This is a genomic window from Stenotrophomonas sp. SKA14, from assembly GCF_000158575.1.
GTDB lineage: Bacteria > Pseudomonadota > Gammaproteobacteria > Xanthomonadales > Xanthomonadaceae > Stenotrophomonas > Stenotrophomonas forensis.
On sequence record NZ_DS999412.1, the window covers coordinates 716,125 to 735,482 of the forward strand.

Sequence of the window (19,358 nt, forward strand, 5' to 3'; positions counted from 1 at the left end):
CCCATACCGACTACGGCCCTGTTGGCCGTGGCCCGGGAGCGTTTTGCCCGCCGATCCACCATTCGCGCCGCACCCCTGCCAGGAGAGAACCCCGATGTTGCCCGCCCGCCACCACCGCCCCCCCTGTCGTTCGATTGCTCCGCTGTCGCTGGCCATCGCCGGCGTGCTGCTCTCGGTCGCCGTTCCCGCCCTCGCCCAGGACAGCAGGGACAAGGCCACCGACCTGGCCCGCATCGAGGTCACCGGCTCCAACATCCGCCGCACCGACGTTGAAACCGCCTCGCCGGTGCAGGTGATCAGCAAGCAGGACATCCAGAACATGGGTGCGCGCACGCTGCTGCAGGTGCTCGACAACCTGCCGGCCGCGCGTCCGGCACAGCAGGACGCGCGCTCGCTGTTCACCGGTTCCGACGGTGCTTCGCAGGCCAACCTGCGCGGGCTGGGTGCACAGGGCACGCTGGTGCTGCTGAACGGTCGTCGCCTGTCGTACTACGGTGCACCGGCCGGCTTCCAGACCCAGTTCGTCAACATCGATGCGATTCCGGCCGCGGCCATCGAGCGCATGGAAGTGCTGACCGACGGCGCCTCGGCGGTGTACGGCACCGACGCGGTGGCCGGCGTGATCAACGTGATCACCAAGCGCAACTTCCAGGGTGCCGAAGTCAGCTTCACCAACGACACCTCCTCGCGCATCGACTCCTACGGCGAACGCCAGGCCAGCATCACCGCCGGCTTCGGCGACCTGGCCGAGAACCGCTTCAACATCTACGGCGCGGTGAACATGTACCGCCGCGACGCGATTCCGCTGAGCGACTTCTACGACAAGCGGCCCGACCAGTACTACGTCAACAACCCGAACTACCTCAACAACCTGCGCCTGGGCGTGGGCAGCAAGCCGGGCGAGTTCAATCCGGGCAGCTACTTCGCCTTCGATCCGGTCACCGGCCGTCGTGTGCAGGAAGCGGCGCCGGGCTGCAGGAACGTGCTGACCAGCGAAGCGGCCGGTCCGCGTTGCGTCTGGGAAACCTGGATGAACAACGAGATCGATGCCGGCGCCAAGTCCGAGCGCAACACCGCCTACCTCAACGGCACCTTCCTGGTGGGCGAGAGCACCGAGATCTTCGCCGAGGCGACCTACACCGACATCGACCTGCGCGCCAACGGTGGCACCCCGCGCACCTACGGCACCACCACCGGCAACCCGACCAGCTGGTTCTCGCGCAACACCGGCAACAACGTCAACCAGTTCCTGTATCCGTTCCTGGGCCCGAACAACGAGTACAACCACGCCAGCCCGCAGTTGAAGGCGATGATGGGCGGCGTGGTCGGCCTGCAGTACCTGCTGCAGGATGCCGGCGCCAACTACTTCGGCCAGCGCAACACCGACAAGAGCTACCGTGTGCTGGCCGGCGCGCGTGGCAACGTGGGCGACTGGAACTGGGAAACCGCGTTCGCCAGCGCCGGTACCCACTCCACCACCTACCAGACCATCAACGTCAACACCAAGGGCTTCGAGAAGGCCTTCGGCCCGTACACGATCGATCCGGGCACCGGCCGCGTGATCATTTCCGATCATCCGGCGTACAAGTTCGGCGAGATCAGCGAAGCCAACGCCGCACTGATCCGTGAAGCCTTCCCGACCTTCGACATCCAGTCGTGGACGCGCCTGCATACCTTGGACGGCAAGATCGAAGGCCCGCTGTTCCAGCTGCCGGCCGGCGAGATGCGTGCAGCGTTCGGCTTCAACGCCAGCCGCGAAACCTTCTACACCCCGGGCAACGCCGATGCGGCCAACGGCCTGATCACCCAGCAGGGCGGCTCGTGGTTCGACGGCAAGCGCAACACCTATGCGCTGTTCGCCGAGACCGTGGCGCCGATCACCGACAAGCTGGAACTGGATGCCGCGGTGCGCGTGGACAAGTACCCGAACTTCAGTGCCAACATCGCACCGAAGATCGGCTTCAAGTACCAGGCCTTCGATCAGCTGATGCTGCGCGGTACGTACTCCACCGGCTTCCGCGCACCGAGCCTGGCCGAGTCCGGCAACGGCGGCGTGTTCGCACAGCTGGGCGGCTTCCGCGACGAGCTGCGCTGCAACGAGACCAACGCCATTGCCAACCTGCTGCTGAAGTCGCAACGGCCGGGTGATGTCGACCTCGGCAAGACCCTGCTGAACGTCGATTGCAACCGTACCGTGGCGCGCATGACCCAGCCGAACAAGGACCTGAAGCCGGAGAAGGCGAAGATCGCCACCCTCGGCTTCGTCTACGAGCCGGCCAGCTGGCTGTCGGTGTCGGCCGACTACTGGTTCATCTACCGCAACAACGAGATCGTCGCGCCGGACTACCGCCGCATGGAAGACATCATCTCGATGTCGCGTTCGCCTATCACCGACAGCGACCGGGCCAACCTGGCGCAGCTGGCGGCGATGTGCGCCGATCCGGCCAGCGGCGTGAGCTGCCCGGCGAACCTGCCGGGCTACTCGGCGGGCAACGTGGCCAGCGTGGTCGGCCAGTACAAGAACCGTGGCAAGACCCTGATCGACGGCTTCGACATCGATGCGCGCAGCCGCTTCTCGCTGGGTGATTGGGGCAACCTGAACATCGGCCTGGCCGCCACCATCGCCAACCGCAACCGCTTCTACATGGATGCGGAGAACGGCTGGTACTACGGCGATGTGGTGGGCTACTACAACAACCCGCGCCTGCGTGCCACGCTCAATGCCGACTGGACCTACAAGCAGGTCACCACCAGCATGTTCGTCAACTATGTGGGCGGCACCAAGTGGGCCACCGACCAGGTCGACGAAGTGAGCAACAACAAGGAAACCTGCACCGGCGGCTACCTGGCCCTGCAGAAGAGCAAGTGTGACGGTGCACCGTCGTGGTGGACCGCCAACATGAGCGTCACCTGGCGCCCGGATGATGCCTGGAACCTGAGCTTCACCGTCAAGAACCTGTTCAACCGCCTGCCGTTCTACGATCCGAACAGCTTCCTGGGTGACTCCAGTGACTACGCGACGATCTTCGGTCGTGGTTACAGTGTGACCATCGGCTACCGGTTCAAGTAATTCCGTTTGCGTGACCTGGCGTGCCGGCTGCGGCCGGCACGCTGCCAAGAGGAGAGATGTTTGCCATGAAGCGTAGGGAATTCATCGCGGCCAGCGCCGCTGTCGCCGCCAGCAGCCTGCTGCCGCAGACCCCGGCATGGGCACGCGGGCGCAAGGTGCGCTTGGCCATGATCGGTACCGGCATGCGTGGCCTGGTGCTGCTGAAGGAACTGGTGCGCCGCGACGACGTCGAGGTGGTCGCGCTGTGCGACATCGAGCCGATCATGCTCGGCCGCGCCGTGGACATGGTCAGCAAGGCCGGCAAGCCGGCGCCGAAGACCTATGGCCAGGACCGTGACACCAACGCCTGGAAGCGCCTGCTGGAACAGAAGGGCATCGATGGCGTGATCATCGCCACGCCGTGGGAATACCACGCACCGATGGCGATTGCGGCGATGCAGGCCGGCGTGGCCGTGGGCTGCGAAGTGGTGGCCGGCATCACCCTGCAGGACCACTGGGACGTGCTGAAGACCCAGCTGAGCACCGGCACGCCGTACATGCTGCTGGAGAATGTCTGCTACCGTCGCGACGTGATGGCGGCGTTGCAGATGGTGCGCCAGGGCCTGTTCGGCGAGCTGGTGCACCTGCAGGCCGGCTACCAGCACGACCTGCGCGGCGTGAAGTTCAACTCCGGCGATCCGAACCAGCCGTACGACAGCGGCGTGGAATTCGGCCCCAAGGGCTGGAGCGAAGCGCGCTGGCGCACCGAGCATTCGGTCGAGCGCAACGGCGAGCTGTACCCCAGCCACGGCATCGGCCCATGCGCGATGTACACCGGCATCAACCGCGGCAACCGCTTCACCCACATCAATGCGTTCGCGACCAAGGCGCGCGGCCTGCACGAATACACCGTGGCCAAGAGTGGCGGCACCACCCATCCCAGCACCAGGGTCAAGTTCAAGCTGGGCGACATCGTGACCACCACGCTGGCCTGCGAGAACGGCGAGACCATCCTGCTGCAGCACGATACCTCGCTGCCGCGCCCGTATTCGATGGGCTTCCGCGTGCAGGGCACCAAGGGTTTGTGGATGGACGTGAACCATTCGATCCACATCGAAGGCCGCAGTCCGCCGCACCAGTGGGAAGAGTTCAAGAAGTACCAGGACGAGTACGAGCACCCGCTGTGGAAGCAGAATGCGGACATTGCAGCCAGCGCCGGCCACGGCGGCATGGACTGGTTCGTCATCCATGCATTCGTGGAAGCGCTGAAGGCCAAGGCGCCGATGCCGATCGACATCTACGACGCGGTGACCTGGAGTGCGATCACGCCGTTGAGCGAGCAGTCGATCGCCAACAGTTTCCAGACGCTGGAGTTCCCGGACTTCACCGCCGGCGCGTGGAAGCAGCGCAAGCCGATCTTCGCGTTCGACGGCAAGTACTGACCTGCTCTTGTAGAGTCGAGCTTGCTCGACTGCATTGAATGTAACGCCGGGTCATGCCCGGCGTTGCTGAATCCGCCGTATGCTGTGGCATCCATCAGGATTTGGAAGGGGAGGCAGCGCATGCGATTTATGACCTTCACCTGTCCGCTCTGCGGCGCTGCAGGACAGCGCTTCTCATGGCGCTCTGCATGGAAACGCCAAGCGATGACGGCATGCGTCGGATGTGGCGTGGTGCTGCGCTCGGATCCCCGTTTGGGCCTGCATACGCTCTACCTGCTGTATACGCAGATCGTCGTGCTGCTGGCTGCATTGCCCATGATCTGGGCGTATGCCTCGGGCCAATGGTTCTGGATGGCTGCGATCTGGGCCGCGGTGTCGGTGTTGTCCTGGTTCCCCGGCGTGATCAGGCACGCACGAAGTCCGATCGTGCGCGCCTGCCGGGATCCCGATTACAGCTACGCGCGCAGACCGGGCGGACCATCCACCGGCAGTACCGCAGAACCGGCGCAGCGCAGCCGCATTCCATGATGGCTATCGATGGATGTCCTACTGTGTTCGAATCGGTCCCGGCTCAATTGGCAGGCCAGCGCTCATTCACCCGGTCCGCCAGCACCAACTCGGTATCCACCTGCCGGTCATCGCGCAGATAGCGGATGCCCACGCGCGTCCCAACCGGGCGCTCACGCAGCAGCGCACGCCAGTCCGCCAGTCTCCGCGTGGTAATCGGCTCGCCTGAAATCGTGATGATGCGGTCATCCCTTCGCAGCCCCGCGCGCGCACCAGCGCTGGTCGGCGCCACATCGGCCACACGCAGTGCACCGTCTTCGGCCTGCAGCCACAACCCGCTGCGGTCAAAGGCATCGGCCTGCGTGCTTTCCGCGTTGGGTACCAGGTAAAGACGCCTGGCGTTGTAGTCGACGCCCATGGAGAAGCGCCGCAGCACGCCGCCGCCGAGGATCGCGCCATAGTCGGCCAGGGCCAGCGCGCCCTTGTCGGTGCTGGACAGGTCTCCGACCAGGTCGTTGACCTGGATGTCGCCCATGCGCAGCACACCCAGCCGTGCCGGTCGCGCGCGCCCCGGGCCACCGAGGCCCCAGCCAAGCACTGCTTCCTCGCTGGCGTGGTACTTCTCCAGCAGCTCATGGGTGCGCACGAACGGGCTGCTCAGGCTCAGCGAGTTGCGAGAGCCGGTGTCCAGCCACAGGCGCAGCGGAATGCCATCCAGCTCGCCATTCAGTACCGGCGCACGGTCGTCCTGTTCGAATGGCAGCGCCACGGCGTTGGTGGGTGCCTGGTAGTGGCCCGGCCGGGTGAAGCTGAGCACGCGCGCGCCATAGTCGAAGGTGGTGACGAAGCGCAGGAAGGTCTCATAGCCGATGAAGCCATCGTGTGGCACGCCCATCGAGTTGATCTGCTGGCCGAGGTCAATGATGTGGAACACCGGGTGGGTCAGGTGGGCGCCGCCGATGCGCAGGTGACGGGCCTGTGCCAGGCCCAGGTCGCTGGCGTTGTCGCCGGCGCCGTGCACGCTCAGGCGCCCCGCGGCGGTCAGGCCCAGGCGCTTGGCCGCCGTGGGTGTCAGCAGGTTGATGGCGCCGGTGTCGACCAGGAAGCGCGCCGGCTGGCCATCCACCTCGGCCTCGATATAGACATGGTTGTTGATCAGGTCGAACGGAACGCGGGTGGTGCCGCTGGCATCCTCGATGTAGCTGTCGGCGGCCATCTTGGGAGGTGCGTACAGCGCATCCGGCACCGGGCTGTTCACCCGGTAACGCCGCACCTGCGCGTCGCTGCGCAGGCGCGGGTCGGCATGGCCCTGGCCGTCGAGGGTGTCGGTGATGATGCGGTGGGGCAGCAACAGGCCGCCGACGCTCCGGTAGTCCTCCAGCGTGGTAGCGGTAGGTGTACGCGGGGAGGCGATGACCACCCGGCCGAGCAGGCCCGTGCGGGTGTCGAACCAGAGCTCGATCGGGTCGGCGCCCTCCGGGGTAGTGGCCAGGACGGTATAGCGCCGGCCGTCCAGCGTGTCGGCGCGGGGCGGTGCAAAGCGCGCGGCGGGATAGGTGCTGGACCAGTAAGCGCGCATGACCAGCCAGGACTGCGTTCGTGCAGTCCTGCGCGGCACGGTGCCGTCCAGCAGGCCGACCTCACCACCGTAGTCGCGCCGCCAGGACAGTTGCCCATCAAACCCCTGCGCGACGATGAAGTCCCCCAGCTGCGCCTGTTCGACATAGCGCCCGGCGCGCAGATCCTGGTTGAGCTCCCACCGCCCGTGCAGACCGCCCAGCGACTGCTCACCCTCGGCCTGCAACTGCTGTATCGATTGCCACTGTTCCCCGCCACTGGCCGCACGGGCCTGCGCCAGCACGCTTGCGGCATCCCGCTCGGCAGCCTGTACAGAAGCCGCCAGCATCCACAGCAGGCCGAACATCATCGCTCGCCATCGCATCGCATCACCTTCGTCATTGGGTCGAACGGCGATGGCAACGCAGCGGTGCGCGTGATTCGACCGGGCGTGAAGGATTGGACGTTCAGCCGGACGAGGTGCGGCGTCGGTACTCGCTGGGTGTCTGCCCGGTGGCGCGCTTGAACGCACTGTTGAAGGTCGACTTGCTGCCGAAGCCGGCGGCAAGGCCGATGTCCAGCACGCTGCGTGGGTCGCACGGATCGGAGAGGCTGGCCCTTGCGGCGGCAACGCGGAAACCGTTCACGAACTCGGAGAAACTCTGGCCCAGGCCCTGGTTGAGGGCCTGCGAGACCTGGTTCGGCGACCAGCCGCTGCGCTCGGCCAGGTGCTGCAGGTTGAGCCCAGCGGCTTCATGCAGGCGCTGGTCCTGCATCAATGCTGTCAGTGCGCTGGCGATGGCCGCGCAATGGGACGCGTCGATGCCCGAACGTTCGTAGCGTGCAACGGTGGAATCCTCGATGGGGACGGGGATGACGTCACTCGTGCCCGGTGCTGCGGTCCCCATCGGGGCGCGCAGATGCTGGCGCACGACGCAGCAGGCCAGCAGGTACATGCCGGCGGTGGTCAGCAGGCTCAGCCCGATGCTGGCCAGCAGCGGGGCGGCGTCCGGCGGCCACCGGTTCACGGTGCTGGCCAGCCAGCAACCGGCCATCACCACCACCAGTCCGCGCAGCCCACTACGCTGCATGGCCGATCCATGCGTGTTTGTGGACCTGCGGATTGACAGCCACGCTGTGGCGAGCAGGTACGGCGCCCCCTGCAGCAGCCAACCGTGGAAGCTGAGCTGGAACAGGGCGCTGCCCAGTGGCGTCGCCTCGAAGGGGGTGAGGGCGTTGCACAGGGAAATGACGAACGCGAGGACGGCCGGCAACAGATGGCCGGCCCGCAATGCCGGCGCAGATTCCGGTACAGGAGCCAGCAGCGCGCGCGCATGGCCATACAGCAGCGGTCCCAGCAGGTAGACCAACGGCACTTCGATGACGCGCAGCCAGCGAACGGCATCGGGCGGAAGCCAGGCCTGGCCACCCAGCAGCACCAGCCCGGACAGACTGGCGGCAGCAAAACAGGCGAAGAACGCAGTGAGCAGCGGATTGCCACGCCCCGTGCGGCCGACGCTTACGCCGGTGGACAATGCGGCCAGGCCGAGAATCGCGGCGCCTGCCGCCAGTTTCAGCAGATCCGGTGGCGTCATGCCTGCAGTGTTGATGAAGCACGCAGCAACGTCCAGCACCGGGAGCGGTGTACAGGCAACAAGGGGGAAGATGGCGCGCCCGGAGGGATTCGAACCCCCGACCAATGGCTTCGGAAGCCACTACTCTATCCGGCTGAGCTACGGGCGCGTTGTAGAACCGCCGCGCCGTCGGCCAGTGCCGGGGCGGGCATCGCAGCGCCATGAAGCGGTGCGGGACCGGCATTCTATCCAGTTTCGCCGAACAAATCTCCCCCCACGGGCAAAGCCCTGCCAGAGGGGCAGGAGTATCCTATCGGCATGGCTGATACCCCCCTCACTTCGCCGCAGTCGCCGGCGACGCCGCGTTGGCGGCATTACTGGAGTCTGATGCGCGCTGATCGCCCGATCGGCACGCTGCTGCTGCTGTGGCCCACCTGGTGGGCGTTGTGGCTGGCCGCGGGCGGCCTGCCGCCGTTGTGGACCCTGTTCGTGTTCACCGCGGGCGTGTGGTTGACCCGTTCGGCCGGTTGCGTCATCAACGACTATGCCGACCGCTGGCTCGACCCGCACGTGGAACGCACCAAGGCGCGTCCGCTGGCCACCGGCGCGATCAGTGGCCGCGCCGCGCTGGTGTTGTTCGCGGTGCTGATGCTGGTGGCGTTCGGCCTGGTGCTTACCCTGAACGGCCTGACCATCGGCCTCAGCTTCATCGGCGTGTTCCTGGCCGCCAGCTACCCCTACCTGAAGCGCTATACCCATCTGCCGCAGGTCTACCTGGGCATGTCGTTCGGCTGGGGCATCCCGATGGCGTTCGCTGCGGTGCAGGGCGAGGTGCCGATGCTGGGCTGGCTGCTGTATGCCGGCAACATCCTGTGGTCCACCGCCTACGACACCTGGTACGCCATGGTCGACCGCGAGGACGATCTGAAGATGGGCTCGCACTCCACTGCGATCCTGTTCGGTGATCTCGATCTGGTCATCCAGGGCGTGTTGTATGCACTGTTCCTGGCCACCATGGCGCTGGTTGGCGTGCGCGGTGGGCTGGGCGGCTACTACCTGGCCGGTGTGGCCGTGGCCACCGCGCTGGTGGTGTACGAGTTCTGGATCTGCCGCAACCGCGAGCGCGGCCCGTGCTTCAAGGCGTTCCTGCACAACAACTGGGTGGGCGCCGCGCTGTTCGCCGGCATCGCGGTGGACCTGGCCCTGCGTTGATACAAGGGATTGGTAGAGCCGGCCGCTGGCCGGCTGCACACGTGCACGATCCCGAAGTTGCCGGCCAGCGGCCGGCACGACCAGCCTCCGCCACCTACGACAATTCCTGGGTTTGGTAGAGCCGGCCGCTGGCCGGCTGCACACGTGTGCGATCGCGAGGTTGCCGGTCGGCGGCCTGCACGACCATCCTCCCACCTACGACCAATAGGTGGCTGACAGCCCGCACCCCACCGCCCAGAATCGGTCCATCGAACCTGGGAGGGTAAGCGATGGCCTCGACGGCAGCAGTACAGGACGGCTGGATGGCGCGCGCTGCGTTGCGCTCGGCCGCCTGGGCGGAAAAGTGGTTCCCCGATGCGTATGTGTTCGCGGTGCTGGGCGTGGTCATCGTCGCGCTGGCCGCAATGGGCTTCGGCTCGACCCCGCAGGCGACCGCCAGCGCCTTCGGTGACGGCTTCTGGAGCCTGATTCCCTTCACCATGCAGATGGCCTTCGTGGTCATCGGTGGCTATGCCGTGGCCACTGCACCGGTGGTCGCGCGCTTCATCGACTTCCTCGCCCGGGTGCCACGCACCGGCCGTGGCGCGGTGGTGTACGTGGGCCTGGTCAGCATGCTGGCCTCGCTGCTCAGCTGGGGCTTCTCGCTGGTGTTCGGCGGCCTGCTGGTGCGCGCGCTGGCGCGCCGTACCGAGCTGCGCATGGACTACCGCGCGGCCGGTGCGTCGGCCTATCTCGGCCTGGGGGCGGTGTGGGCGATGGGGCTGAGTTCGTCGGCCGCGCAGCTGCAGGCCAACCCGGCCAGCATGCCGCCGGGGCTGGTGGAGATCACCGGCGTATTGCCGTTCACCGAAACCATCTTCCTGTGGCAGTCGATCGCGCTGACCGCGGTACTGATCCTGGTCTCGCTGCTGATCGCCTGGTTGACCGCGCCAGCCGCCGGCAGCGCCCGCACCGCCGAGGATTTCCCCGGTGCCGCGCAGGCCGAGCCGGAGCCGCTGCAGCGACGCACGCGCCCGGGCGAATGGCTGGAGTACAGCCCGCTGCTGACCGTGCTGCTCTCGCTGCTGGCGTTCGGCTGGCTGTTCAACGAGTTCGCCAACAAGCCGGTGGTCACCGCCATCGCCAACCTCAACACCTACAACTTCCTGTTCATCTCGTTGGGCCTGCTGCTGCACTGGCGTCCGCGCAGCTTCCTCAACGCGGTGGCCAAGGCGGTACCGAGCACCACCGGCGTACTGATCCAGTTCCCGCTGTACGGCGGCATCGCCATGATCCTGACCCACGCTGCCGGCGGTGACGGGCAGACGCTGGCGCACCGGCTGTCGAGCCTGTTCGTGCACGTAGTCAGCACCGATACCTTCGCGCTGGTGATGGGCGTCTATTCGGCGGTGCTCGGTTTCTTCGTGCCATCCGGCGGTGGCAAGTGGATCATCGAGGCGCCGTACGTGATGCAGGCCGCCAACGAACTGAAGGCGCACCTGGGCTGGGCGGTGCAGGTCTACAACGCCGCCGAAGCACTGCCGAACCTGATCAATCCGTTCTGGATGCTGCCGCTGCTGGGTGTGCTGGGCCTGAAAGCACGCGACATCGTTGGCTTCACCTTCATCCAGCTGCTGGTGCACATCCCGCTGGTGCTGGGCCTGCTGTGGCTGCTGGGCATGACCCTGGCGTATGTGCCGCCGGTGATGCCTTGAATCCAGCGCGGGTGTCCTTGCAGTGGGGTACACCCGCCACGTTCAGCGCGCGTTCTTGGCCACAGCAGCCATGAATGCGCGTTGCCCCGACGCTGGCATGAGCACATGCCGAACCCGCATGAATCCTTCATGGGCTTGTGCTGCAAGGGCCTTGGCGTGTTCATTCACGCGCGTACACACAGATGTAGCCGCCCACGCACGCCTGATTAACCAATCGCTGCAGACGATGGCCCCGTCCACCGCATTTCGCGCGTGGCTTTCGGAGAACGGACATGGCACAGCAGAACCAGAACCCGAACCAGAAGCAGCCGGGCCAGCAGAACCAGCAGGATCAGCAGCAGGGTCGTCGTGACCAGCAGCAACAGCAGCAGCAACAGGATCAGCAGCGCAAAGAGCGCAACCAGCAGCAGGGCGGCCACGACGAAGAAGAATGACCACGCGCGGTACACGGCGTGACCGGTGAAGCCCCGCCTCGTGCGGGGCTTCGCTTATTCCAGCACGCCGATACGCTGCAGCACCGGCGCGGCCGACATGTCGTTGGGGTTGGTGCCGGGCTGGTCCTGCGGAACCTCCATGCCCATGCCGTGGTACAGATCGACCCAGTGCTGGGCGATCTGCCCGGTCTGCGGATTGCGGAAGTTCATCGGCTGCAGTGCGAACACGTGATGCGGGCGGAAGGCGCGTTCGATGAAGTCCGAGCAGTAGTAGCTGTCCTCGTTCAACACGTATGACGTGTTGTACGGCTTGCCGAGCATGGTGCGTGCGGTGGCGACCGCATCCTTGATGGTCGCCTGCTGCGGCGCACGCAGTCGATAGACCACGATCTGCCGATGCTTGGCACGAGCGTCCTGGCGGAACGCGGACAGCGACTGCCGGCGCGACCCCTTCTCGTCGGCGTGCAGTACCTCCCACCCTTTCGGCGCGGAAGCGACCAGCGCGACGTGATCGAAGCTGGGCGCGCCCTGCTTGCCGGTGGCATCGTCGATGGCCGCGCTGAGGCCGCTGCGGCCGGCGGTCACGAACAGCAGGTCGCCTTCGCGGACATCGACGGCCATTGCCACGGCCGGCCACAGGGCGGGCAGCAGCAGGCCGATCAGGAGCAGGAAGCGATGCATGGAATTCTCGGACGGGCGGAATACGGGAAGTGTAGGGTGCGCGGTAGCATGGGGCGACCCAACCGGATTCAGGATGAGCCCATGCGTCGATACCATTCTGCCGCAGTGCTGACGCTGGCCTGTGGCGTGGCACTGGTTGCCTGCACGCCCGAGCCGTTGCCAACGCCCACGGAAACCGCGCCGGCCGCGCCCGCGCCGACATCCTCGGCCGCAGCGGTTCAGTCGGCGCCGGCCCGTGCTGAATGCCCTTATCCGCAGTTCGATGCGTTCCTGAAGCACTTCGGCAACGAGATCGCGTTGCAGGAAAAGGCCACCGCCGATCCGCTGCTGGACAGCTACATCGATGCCGAGGCCGAGCCGGAACCGCGAAAGGTCGAAAGTCGCCTGGCACTGGCCGACGTCGAGTGGCCGGTGATGCCTGATCCCGCCGCGCTGGCCGGGCAGGGGCGCGAGATGCAGGTCAGTGCGCTGGCCGATGGCCAGCGCCAGGTGCAGATCCGCACGCCGGACAGCAGCGACCAGCAGACCTACACCTTCGCGCAGGCGCCGTGCTGGACGCTGGTCAAGCGTGAGGATGAGTCGATCTGATGCCTGTTCCGGCACAGGCGCGGCCGGGCGGCGGCTGCTAGGCTCAAGGCTTGGTCCCAGGCAGGGAGACGCCGATGCAGGCTCGCAGGATGCGCACTACCGCCGCCGTTGCCGTGATGCTGGCGATGGCCCCCCTTGCCGGTATCCGGGCGGAATCGCTGCAGGCCGACGATCGTGCCTACTTCGCCGATGCGGCGGCCGAGCTGGCTGCGCGCGACGCGCTGGGCAAGCGCGCGGACGCCCTGCAGCACGCCTCTGGCATTGCGCCTGCGGAGCGCTTCCAACAGGCAGAGGCCCTTCAGGCGCAGTGCCTGCGCCATCATGCCTACCTGCACCTGCAGGCCGCCCGCAACGCGCGTGATCATCGACCGGCACAGGCGCTGGACCAGGTGATGGGGCTGTGCAGCCGCATTGCCCGAACCGCTCGCGCTGCACTGCGTGAGGCGCCCGCTGACGCCGAGTGGGCAGCTCCGTATGCGTTCCTGCGCGCGCGTGCGCTGAAGGAAGCCGCTGCCCCGGCCGATGCCGCGATGGATGAGGCCGTGGAGGCGCTGGCTGATCCTGCGCTGGACAGCTTCGCGCGCCTGCGTGGGCAGATCCTGCGCACGGCCAAGTACCCGCAGCTGGAGCACGATGGACGGCACTGGGATACCGGGCACGACAAGCAGGCCCTGGCCCGGCATCCGGACCGCGCGTTGCGCGAAGCGGGCTGGAAGGGTTACTGGCAAGGCCTTCAGTCACGCCGGGAGCCGATGGCCTCGGTGCTGCTGGGGCTGGTGCAGGTGAACGATGCCGCTGCACGCCTGCAGGGCGATGGCTCGGCCCCGGCGCGTGGCTACCAGCGCATGGGCCTGGATACAGCGGCGGTGGATGCCACGCTGGTGGCGATCGAAGGCCACGCTGCCGATCGGCGCGCCTACCAGCAGATGCTGCTGCGCCACGCCGCATGTTCGGGCATCGATGCGCCGCAGCTCTGGGATACCACGGTGCCCGATGCCGGATACGCACCGCCGGTGCTGACGCTGCCGCAGCTGCGCGACACCGCCGCCGGTGCCATGCAGCACCTGGGCCCGGCATATGTCGGCGAGCTGCGCGCGCTGCTCGATCCGGCCAACCGGCGCATGGACCTGGCCACCGAGCGCGGTGACCGCAGCCTGGATGCTTTCCCGGTAAGTGCTCCTGGTGTACCGGCAATGCTGTTCGTCGGCGTGCGCAGCGGCGAGCTGGAGAGCGATGTCGAGATCGCGCACGAAGCCGGTCACGCGCTGCATGGCGAGTGGATGCAGCGTGGCCATGCGTCGCCGCTGCAACGCAATGGCAGCCCATGGCTGACCGAGGCGTTCGCCATCTACAACGAACTGCGCTTCCGCGACCGCCTGTACCAGCAGGCGCAGGACCCGCGGGCCAAGGCCTACTACCTGAAGTCGCTGCTGGACGACATGGTGCTGCAGCTGTTCACCTCGTCCGAGGAGGCGCAGCTGGAGCAGTCGATCTACCGCGGCGTGGCCGACAACACGCTGGGTACCGCCGATGACCTGGATGCGCTGACCGGCCAGGTGCTGGCACGCTTCGGCCAGGATCCGGAGCATTATCCGCAGCTGCGCAATAGCTGGATCGGCAAGCGCCTGATGTATGACGACCCGAACTATCTGGTGAACTACCTGTATGCAGGGCTGTTGGCCGTGCAGCTCTACGTGCAGGACCAGCGCGACCCTGAGCGGTTCCGCCAGCGCTATCTGGCCGTGCTGGGCGAAGGCTTTGACCGCGCGCCGAACGAGCAGGTGGCACAGCTGCTGGGGCAGGCGCCGGATTGGCCGGCCCTGGTGGATGCCGATCTGCAGGTGTTCAACCAGTTGGCCGCACAGCTGCGGGCATTGCATGCGCGGATCGAGCAGGGGCAGGGCGCATGAGCAGGCTGCGCGCGGTGAGGCGGACCTGGGCCACGGTAGGGCTGTTGCTGCTGTGCCTGTTGCCGATGATGGCGATGGCGATGGCCGCCGTGGCGGTGCCGTCGCTGGATGATCCGGTGGTGGACACCGCCCATGCGCTGTCGCCGGACACCCGCAGCGCGCTGCGCACGCAGGCGCTACAGCTGCAGGCGCGTACCAGTGCGCAGCTGCAGGTGCTGGTGGTCGACCGGGTTGGCGACGAGGGCATCGAAGCCTATGCACAGCGGGTGTTCGAGCAATGGCAGCTGGGCCGCGCCGGTGTCGATGATGGCGTGCTGCTGCTGGTGGCCGTGCAGGACCGCCGCGTGCGCCTCCAGACCGGCTATGGCCTGGAGGGTGCGATTCCCGATGCCTACGCCGCGCGCATCATCGACAAGGCGATCGTGCCGCGCTTCCGCGAGGGCGACCTCGACCAGGGGCTGCTGGATGGAACGAAGGTCGTGGTCGCGCTGATCGATGGCGAGGCGTTGCCGGGCTGGGAAGACCCGTCGGCACGCAACGTGCTGCCGCCGGACTGGCGCAGCGCGGATTCGGTGGTTGCCCTGGCGCTGCTGGCCGGCTTCCTCGCGGGGCTGTGGCGGTCGCCGCCCTCGCGGCCCGAGGCAAAGACGCCGGACGACTTCGCGCGCAGGCATCGCCAGCGCCGGCGCGGAACATCGCGCGCGGCCGCCACGCCGCAGACACGATCGAAGCGGTTACCGGCCTGGGGCCGCCCGGTGCTGGTGACTGCGGTGATCGCTGCCGGTGTGCTGGCGGCGGCGCTGTGGGCACCCCGCCAGGCGATGGCAGCGCTCTGCTTCGTGCTGGCGCTGTGCGTACCGGTGGCGAGCCTGCTCGGCTGGTGCTGGCGCCGCAGCCGGGGCCTGCGCGTTGCATTGCTGGGCCTGCTCGGGGCCAATGGGGTGTTTTTCGGCGTGATGCTGCTGCGGGGCCAGTTGCCGCCCAGCCTGGCCCTGCACACGCTTCTGGACCTGGCCGTGGGCATTGCTGCGATGCTGGTGTTTTTCATCGTACAGGCCGGCCGCGCGCGCTGGCACAAGGATCGCAGCAGCTTCGCGGTACGGTTCACGGTGTTGTTGCTGCTGAGCGCCGGCTACGCACTCTTCGCACTGCTGGCCATCGATCGGGCCGAGCCGGCGGCGCGCCTTGCGGCGACGATCGGGTGGAGTGCGGGCACGCTGGTGCTGTACTTCGTGTGGATCTTCACCCTGCTGCCGGCTGACAGGGCACGCGGCGGCCTGCGCTCATCCGGTGGCTCTCGCAGCGCGTCCAGCAGCGCGTCGTCGCGTTCATCCTCGAGCAGTTCCAGCGATTGGTCCGGTGGCGGCGGGCGCAGCGGCGGCGGTGGCGCGTCGGGCAGCTGGTAGTTCAGGCAGCCTGCACCCGCCATCCCAGCGAAGCGTCTTCCACAACACCCGCGCCGCCTACACCGCCGACCTGCAGCTGCAGGCCCTGCGCGTTGGGCAGATCCTTCTGCTCGGGGAACCAGCGGCGATCGGCCGCCACCACGATCAGCAGGCCCTCGTCGTCGCCCATCGGCGCGAACTGCGGCGACGGCGGGCTGATCGGCTGCAGGCCGAAGCGCTGGCTGGCCTGCTCGCGCACGCTGTCGACATCGTGGCTGGGCAGGCCGACTTCGCTGAGGCAGGTCAGCTCGCCGCCGTGGAAAGCGCCTTGGCGCATGCTGCCCGGCAGGCGGCGGCGACCGATCAGTTCCAGGATCAGGCCATCGGGACCGGTGAAGTACACCGACTGTGATTGCCAGCTGCTTTCCAGCGCGAAGTAGTCCAGCCCCGCTGGATTGCGCTGCAAGGGGGTGCGCTCGCGCAGCCAGGCCATCGCCTCGCCGAAGCGGTTGTCGGGCACATTGAAGGCAAGGTGCACGCCGCCGACCGGATGATCAGCGGCGGGCTGCAGTTCGATCGTGCTCCAGCCGACGTGCACGTGGTTGCCGACCACGCGCTGCTGCAGCACGTCGTGGAAGTACGCGGCGACGGTGGCCACGTCGGACACCGGCAGGGTCAGGTGGAGCAGGCGCATGATCGATCCTCCGTGGAGCGCATGCGCCGAGTTTAATCCTGCGGGGATTGCGCACGCGTCACCGTAGATGCAACGGTTCGTTATCGTGCGGCTCACGCAGCGCAGCGTCGAAGAACCCCGTCGCTGCATCCACCGTCCGCTGGTGGGTTCCCGCCCTTGACGTCGCAGCGGTGCACAGGTCCGGTAGCCGCTGCACGCCGGCAGCCGTACAGGTGGACAGGAAATCGTAGTGGCCGACATCCGCCAGGCGCAGCAACGTCGCACCCGGAATCAATGCCTGTGCAGCTTCGCCATTGCTCGTCGGCGGGGCAACCTTGTCAGCATCGCCCAACACGATCGACACCGGCAGCTGCAACGAGGACAGCTGCCCGGGTGCGAACGCCTGCACGATCGCGGGTGCCAGCAGGAACACCGCGCGCACGCCGGGAATGGCGCGCGCGTCGTCAGAGTGGGAGATCCAGGGGGCCAGTGCAGGGGAGGCTGCGGCGGCCAGGCGCGCTTCCATCGTGTGCGTGGCGGCCTCCTGCTGCGGCCGGCAGACGCCGTCATCCGGATGAGTACGGCAGAACGCCAGCAGCCGCTGCAGGTCGGGTCGTGCACCGGCGGCCAGCAGCGCGGTGTAGCCACCGGCCGAGAACCCGACCACCCCCAATCGACCGCGATCGACGTGCGCACCGAGCACCGGATCGGCCTGTACCGCCGCCAGCGCGGCGCGCAGATCATCCGCGCGCAACCAGCTCAGCACGCTGCCCGGCAGGGTCATCGCGTCTGCACCGTTGTTGCCGGGATGATCGACCGCGATCACCAGATAGCCGGCGCGTGCCAGCGCCGTGCCCAGCCAGCCCATCATGCGCGCGCTGCCGCCATTTCCATGCGAGAGCAGCAGGGTGGGCAGGCGCTTGCCCGCAACCGGTGCATCCAGCGCTGCACGTCCGACGTCGAACAGGGGCGCATCGGGTGGGCCGATGGTCAGCGCGGTTTCGCGGCTGCCGGCCTGTGCCGGATACCAGACCGTGTAGCGCAGCACGTCGCGGTGCTGCACATCGCGCACCGCGGCGCTGTTTACTGTCGTGGTGCCGTGGCGTTCGCCGGCCAACCCGGTTTCGTGGGCGGCGGCGACAGTTGCCAGGCCCGTCAGGATCATTCCCAGCACAGCGGCCTTCATGCGCATCTTCAACTCCATGTCAGCGAGGGCGTTGGTCCACCGGCAGCCAGATTTCCACACCGCCATTGCCGGTGTGCTCATCGAAGCGGGTGTCGTAGCGTTCCAGGTCCGGCGCATCGGCCAGGCTGAGGCCGGTGCCGGGCAGGTACTGGTCCAGCAGCCAGAACCACGTGGAGCGGATGCTGGAGATGTGCCCGCCGTGCCAGGCCACCAGATAGCGACGCGCCGGTACCGCCACGCGTTGCCAATGTGCGGGCACAGTCGACAGCGCGCTGGCCGGCAGTGCCGCGATGTAGTCGAAGCCACCCTCATCATCGCTGTTGCAGCACACACCGAAACTGATCGGTGCCGGCGCCGGCCATTCACGGTTGAGCTGGGCCCATTGCCCGGGAATCGCACCGCCACTGTCACGGGTGTGGCGCATGCCGATGCCGGCAACCTGGAAGGCGGGGGTGTCGAGCAGGCGCGGGGCTTCCGTGCAGGCGGCCGGCGCATCGTCCACGCGGATCGCCTGCACCAGTGCCAATCCATCGATGCCGTGTTCGCGCACCCGCTCCGGCGTCTGCCCGAACTGTTCGCAGAAGGCACGGGTGAACGCGGCATGGGTGGTGTAGCCCGCCGACAGTGCGACCGGCAGGATGTCACCCGCACCCTCGGCCAGTCGCTGCGCGGCGGCGCTCAGGCGCCGCCCTCGCAGGTAGCGCACCACCGAGGTGCCAGTACGGGCCTGGAACAGGCGTGACAGATGGAACGGCGAAAGCCCGGCCGCCGCTGCGATATCGGCCAGTGCCAGCGGCGAATCCGCGTGCGTTTCGATGTACCACAATGCCTTGCCTGCCGCGCTCATCCCGCCGTTCCTGAAGCCGATGCCGGGCACAGTAGCGGATCGGCAGGCGCGGCGTTTAGCAGTTCTTGCGCTGCCGGGGCTTTGCCGCTTCCTGCGTACCGGCCACAATGCGCGCTTCATGGATGAGATCAGGAGCAGGAAGATGCACACGACGGCGTGGGATGCCCGGCCAGTGGAGCCCGGCCGATGATCGAGGTGATCCAGATGCTGCTCATGCTCTGGGTACTGCCGAGTCTGCTGACCCTGGCGCTGCTGCTGATGATGTTGTTCGGCGCACCACGGTGGCGCGGCAATCCCTGGGTGTACCGCGTCGGCTTCGCGTTGCTGGGCGGGTGCCTGACACCGACGTTGTTGGGGGCCGGTCACGGTGGGTTGCCGTGCGCGACCATCGGCGGGCTGGTGATGATACTGACGCAGCTGCAGTGGATCGGTGATCTGCAGGCCGACGTCATGGGCATCGGGATTCGCAACCGGGGCATCTGGATCATGTCCACCCCCGCCGTGGTGGTGTTCGCCGCCCTGATGTTCGTTCCGCTGCGAACGGCGCGGCCGGCCCGTTTCGGGTTTGGCGAAGACGGCAACGGCAACGGCAACGGCTAGCCCCTGTACGCGGGGATGG

16 protein-coding genes and 1 tRNA gene are annotated in these 19,358 nt (G+C 67.3%); 10 read left to right on the top strand and 7 right to left on the bottom strand.

Annotation, left to right across the window (positions count from 1 at the left end; translation table 11 throughout):
* Nucleotides 1–94 precede the first annotated feature (94 nt).
* From SSKA14_RS03245 to SSKA14_RS03255, 3 genes are all read left to right on the top strand, one after another.
* Nucleotides 95–3,070 (top strand): TonB-dependent receptor, encoded by a 2,976-nt coding sequence (locus tag SSKA14_RS03245; protein WP_008265187.1) that lies wholly within the window; start codon nt 95–97, stop codon nt 3,068–3,070.
* A 65-nt stretch (nt 3,071–3,135) separates the two neighbouring features.
* Entirely contained in the window at nt 3,136–4,491 is a 1,356-nt protein-coding gene (locus tag SSKA14_RS03250; RefSeq protein WP_040009289.1) for a Gfo/Idh/MocA family oxidoreductase, read from the top strand.
* 120 nt (nt 4,492–4,611) lie between these two features.
* Nucleotides 4,612–5,019: a hypothetical protein gene (locus SSKA14_RS03255; protein ID WP_040006937.1), complete on the top strand. Its 408-nt coding sequence runs from the start codon at nt 4,612–4,614 to the stop codon at nt 5,017–5,019.
* A 43-nt stretch (nt 5,020–5,062) separates the two neighbouring features.
* Here SSKA14_RS03255 and SSKA14_RS03260 read toward each other — a convergent pair whose 3' ends face one another.
* The 3 genes from SSKA14_RS03260 to SSKA14_RS03270 all read right to left on the bottom strand — a co-directional run bounded on the left by SSKA14_RS03260 (nt 5,063) and on the right by SSKA14_RS03270 (nt 8,298).
* Nucleotides 5,063–6,940 carry an aspartyl protease family protein gene (locus SSKA14_RS03260; protein WP_040006939.1) on the bottom strand — a complete coding sequence of 626 codons (1,878 nt, stop codon included), beginning with the start codon at nt 6,938–6,940 and terminating at the stop codon, nt 5,063–5,065.
* A gap of 82 nt (nt 6,941–7,022) precedes the next feature.
* Entirely contained in the window at nt 7,023–8,150 is a 1,128-nt protein-coding gene (locus SSKA14_RS03265; protein WP_040006941.1) for a helix-turn-helix domain-containing protein, read from the bottom strand.
* A gap of 71 nt (nt 8,151–8,221) precedes the next feature.
* Nucleotides 8,222–8,298 (bottom strand) — tRNA-Arg (locus SSKA14_RS03270).
* A gap of 149 nt (nt 8,299–8,447) precedes the next feature.
* On the opposite strand from SSKA14_RS03270, the gene ubiA reads away from it, so the two are divergent.
* From ubiA to SSKA14_RS23940, 3 genes are all read left to right on the top strand, one after another.
* The gene (gene ubiA / locus SSKA14_RS03275; protein ID WP_008266249.1) at nt 8,448–9,341 is read left to right on the top strand and encodes a 4-hydroxybenzoate octaprenyltransferase; all 894 of its coding nucleotides are present in this window, start codon (nt 8,448–8,450) and stop codon (nt 9,339–9,341) included.
* 269 nt (nt 9,342–9,610) lie between these two features.
* The gene (locus SSKA14_RS03280; RefSeq protein WP_008264786.1) at nt 9,611–11,035 is read left to right on the top strand and encodes a TIGR00366 family protein; all 1,425 of its coding nucleotides are present in this window, start codon (nt 9,611–9,613) and stop codon (nt 11,033–11,035) included.
* A gap of 272 nt (nt 11,036–11,307) precedes the next feature.
* Nucleotides 11,308–11,469 (top strand): hypothetical protein, encoded by a 162-nt coding sequence (locus tag SSKA14_RS23940; protein ID WP_198283595.1) that lies wholly within the window; start codon nt 11,308–11,310, stop codon nt 11,467–11,469.
* 54 nt (nt 11,470–11,523) lie between these two features.
* Here the strand turns inward: SSKA14_RS23940 and SSKA14_RS03285 are convergent, their stop codons facing one another.
* The gene (locus SSKA14_RS03285; protein WP_008264621.1) at nt 11,524–12,150 is read right to left on the bottom strand and encodes a YiiX/YebB-like N1pC/P60 family cysteine hydrolase; all 627 of its coding nucleotides are present in this window, start codon (nt 12,148–12,150) and stop codon (nt 11,524–11,526) included.
* A gap of 81 nt (nt 12,151–12,231) precedes the next feature.
* Between SSKA14_RS03285 and SSKA14_RS03290 the strand changes: the two genes are divergently transcribed.
* The 3 genes from SSKA14_RS03290 to SSKA14_RS03300 all read left to right on the top strand — a co-directional run bounded on the left by SSKA14_RS03290 (nt 12,232) and on the right by SSKA14_RS03300 (nt 16,054).
* Nucleotides 12,232–12,738 (top strand): hypothetical protein, encoded by a 507-nt coding sequence (locus tag SSKA14_RS03290; protein ID WP_008266362.1) that lies wholly within the window; start codon nt 12,232–12,234, stop codon nt 12,736–12,738.
* Nucleotides 12,739–12,812: 74 nt separating this feature from the next.
* A complete protein-coding gene (locus SSKA14_RS03295) occupies nt 12,813–14,648 on the top strand; it encodes a M3 family metallopeptidase (RefSeq protein ID WP_040006945.1) in 1,836 nt (611 codons plus the stop codon).
* Nucleotides 14,645–16,054, top strand: a complete 1,410-nt coding sequence (locus SSKA14_RS03300) for a TPM domain-containing protein (RefSeq protein WP_040006947.1) — start codon at nt 14,645–14,647, stop codon at nt 16,052–16,054. Before SSKA14_RS03295 ends, SSKA14_RS03300 begins: the two co-directional genes overlap by 4 nt.
* A gap of 1 nt (nt 16,055) precedes the next feature.
* Here the strand turns inward: SSKA14_RS03300 and SSKA14_RS03305 are convergent, their stop codons facing one another.
* Genes SSKA14_RS03305 through SSKA14_RS03315 form a run of 3 tightly spaced genes read right to left on the bottom strand, consistent with a single transcriptional unit; the run spans nt 16,056 to nt 18,739 of the window.
* The gene (locus tag SSKA14_RS03305) at nt 16,056–16,727 is read right to left on the bottom strand and encodes a VOC family protein (protein ID WP_008266465.1); all 672 of its coding nucleotides are present in this window, start codon (nt 16,725–16,727) and stop codon (nt 16,056–16,058) included.
* Nucleotides 16,728–16,785: 58 nt separating this feature from the next.
* Entirely contained in the window at nt 16,786–17,898 is a 1,113-nt protein-coding gene (locus SSKA14_RS03310) for an alpha/beta fold hydrolase (RefSeq protein WP_040009292.1), read from the bottom strand.
* A gap of 13 nt (nt 17,899–17,911) precedes the next feature.
* Nucleotides 17,912–18,739, bottom strand: coding sequence for an AraC family transcriptional regulator (locus SSKA14_RS03315; RefSeq protein ID WP_040006950.1), 828 nt, complete (start codon nt 18,737–18,739; stop codon nt 17,912–17,914).
* Between the two features lie 186 nt (nt 18,740–18,925).
* On the opposite strand from SSKA14_RS03315, the gene SSKA14_RS03320 reads away from it, so the two are divergent.
* Nucleotides 18,926–19,339 (top strand): hypothetical protein, encoded by a 414-nt coding sequence (locus SSKA14_RS03320; RefSeq protein ID WP_008268388.1) that lies wholly within the window; start codon nt 18,926–18,928, stop codon nt 19,337–19,339.
* Nucleotides 19,340–19,358 lie beyond the last annotated feature (19 nt).

Bases quoted from the DNA above. Each gene is read 5' to 3' on its own strand.
- SSKA14_RS03245 (WP_008265187.1), top strand. From the start codon at position 95: ATGTTGCCCGCCCGCCACCACCGCCCCCCCTGTCGTTCGATTGCTCCG.
- SSKA14_RS03250 (WP_040009289.1), top strand. From the start codon at position 3,136: ATGAAGCGTAGGGAATTCATCGCGGCCAGCGCCGCTGTCGCCGCCAGC.
- SSKA14_RS03255 (WP_040006937.1), top strand. From the start codon at position 4,612: ATGCGATTTATGACCTTCACCTGTCCGCTCTGCGGCGCTGCAGGACAG.
- SSKA14_RS03260 (WP_040006939.1), bottom strand. From the start codon at position 6,940: ATGCGATGGCGAGCGATGATGTTCGGCCTGCTGTGGATGCTGGCGGCT.
- SSKA14_RS03265 (WP_040006941.1), bottom strand. From the start codon at position 8,150: ATGACGCCACCGGATCTGCTGAAACTGGCGGCAGGCGCCGCGATTCTC.
- ubiA (WP_008266249.1), top strand. From the start codon at position 8,448: ATGGCTGATACCCCCCTCACTTCGCCGCAGTCGCCGGCGACGCCGCGT.
- SSKA14_RS03280 (WP_008264786.1), top strand. From the start codon at position 9,611: ATGGCCTCGACGGCAGCAGTACAGGACGGCTGGATGGCGCGCGCTGCG.
- SSKA14_RS23940 (WP_198283595.1), top strand. From the start codon at position 11,308: ATGGCACAGCAGAACCAGAACCCGAACCAGAAGCAGCCGGGCCAGCAG.
- SSKA14_RS03285 (WP_008264621.1), bottom strand. From the start codon at position 12,150: ATGCATCGCTTCCTGCTCCTGATCGGCCTGCTGCTGCCCGCCCTGTGG.
- SSKA14_RS03290 (WP_008266362.1), top strand. From the start codon at position 12,232: ATGCGTCGATACCATTCTGCCGCAGTGCTGACGCTGGCCTGTGGCGTG.
- SSKA14_RS03295 (WP_040006945.1), top strand. From the start codon at position 12,813: ATGCAGGCTCGCAGGATGCGCACTACCGCCGCCGTTGCCGTGATGCTG.
- SSKA14_RS03300 (WP_040006947.1), top strand. From the start codon at position 14,645: ATGAGCAGGCTGCGCGCGGTGAGGCGGACCTGGGCCACGGTAGGGCTG.
- SSKA14_RS03305 (WP_008266465.1), bottom strand. From the start codon at position 16,727: ATGCGCCTGCTCCACCTGACCCTGCCGGTGTCCGACGTGGCCACCGTC.
- SSKA14_RS03310 (WP_040009292.1), bottom strand. From the start codon at position 17,898: ATGCGCATGAAGGCCGCTGTGCTGGGAATGATCCTGACGGGCCTGGCA.
- SSKA14_RS03315 (WP_040006950.1), bottom strand. From the start codon at position 18,739: ATGAGCGCGGCAGGCAAGGCATTGTGGTACATCGAAACGCACGCGGAT.
- SSKA14_RS03320 (WP_008268388.1), top strand. From the start codon at position 18,926: ATGATCGAGGTGATCCAGATGCTGCTCATGCTCTGGGTACTGCCGAGT.